The sequence below is a fragment of the Marinibacterium profundimaris genome (assembly GCF_002210095.1).
GTDB lineage: Bacteria > Pseudomonadota > Alphaproteobacteria > Rhodobacterales > Rhodobacteraceae > Marinibacterium > Marinibacterium profundimaris.
In genome coordinates, this window is record NZ_AQQR01000056.1 from 1 (window position 1) to 1,209 (window position 1,209).

Annotated in this window: 1 protein-coding gene; it reads left to right on the forward strand. The window is 62.2% G+C overall.

Annotated features, from left to right (window positions below; translation table 11 throughout):
• The first annotated feature begins 102 nt into the window (after positions 1-102).
• Positions 103-1,107, forward strand: a complete 1,005-nt coding sequence (locus ATO3_RS28340; RefSeq protein WP_088626524.1) for a tyrosine-type recombinase/integrase — start codon at positions 103-105, stop codon at positions 1,105-1,107.
• Positions 1,108-1,209 lie beyond the last annotated feature (102 nt).

The following is a 1,209-nucleotide window of genomic DNA, read 5'->3' on the forward strand; positions in this document are numbered from 1 at the left end:
CTCGACGCTGGTCTACATCACCGTCACGCAGGATCTGCTGCAGGAAGCCAGCGAGCGGTTCCGCGTCGTCGGTGCCCCCTGCCTCAACGGGGAGGCGCTGTGATGAAAGCCGCAAATCCCTTCCCCGAACTATTGCGGGCCTTCTTCCAGGAATGGCTGGCGGAACAGCGCAGCGCCTCGATCCACACCATCAAGTCCTATCGGGACACCTGGCGGCTGTTGCTTCGGTTCGTCGCGGAGCGAAACGACCGTGGTGTCGCAAGGATCACCCTGGCCGACGTCTCCGCCGGCGAGGTCCGCGCGTTCCTCAATCATGCTGAACATGGTCGCAAGGGCACGATCGGCACGCGCAACTGCCGGCTTGCCGCCATCCGCAGCTTCTTCAGCTTCGTGGCGGACAAGGATCCCGAATATGTCGCCCAATGTGCAGAGGTCCTCGCGATCCCGCTCAAGCGCAAACCCACCGCCGCACCCTGCTATCTTGAGCCAGCGGAGGTCGAGGCCATTCTCGCGCAACCCGACCGGTCGACCATCGAAGGGATGCGAGACCATGTGCTGCTGTCACTGCTCTATAATAGCGGTGCGCGTATCCAGGAGGCGCTCGATCTCTGTCCCAAGGCGATCCGGTTCGAAGCACCGTATTGCGTGCGTCTTTACGGAAAAGGTCGAAAAGAACGCATCTGCCCGCTTTGGCCGGAAACGGTGGCGTTGCTGAAAAAGCTGCTGGAGCGGCAGCCGCGCGCACCGGATGAGCGCATCTTCGTCAATCGTTACGGCGAACCCCTGGGGGCATCGGGCGTGCGGTACAAGCTGGCGAGTTACGTCGCAGCGGCGGCGAATGCGACACCCACGCTTCGCTCGAAGCATGTGACGCCGCACAGTTTCCGGCACGCGACGGCCGTCCACCTCGTCGCGGCGGGCGTCGACATCACCGTCATCCGAAGCTGGCTGGGGCATGTCAGCTTGGACACCACCAACCACTATGCCCAGGCCAACCTCGAAACCAAGCGAAAGGCGCTCGAACAGGTTGGCGTTCCAGCAGCAGGAAATCGACCCGCGCGATGGAAACGTGACGCGGACCTGCTCGACTGGCTCGACACCCTCTGACCCCGAACCACGGAGAAATAATGTGAAGGACGTAGCCCTGAACTCCCTGAATGATAGCGATGGTGCCGCATTCCTTCGCATTATCGCGTCCTCGCGATTACG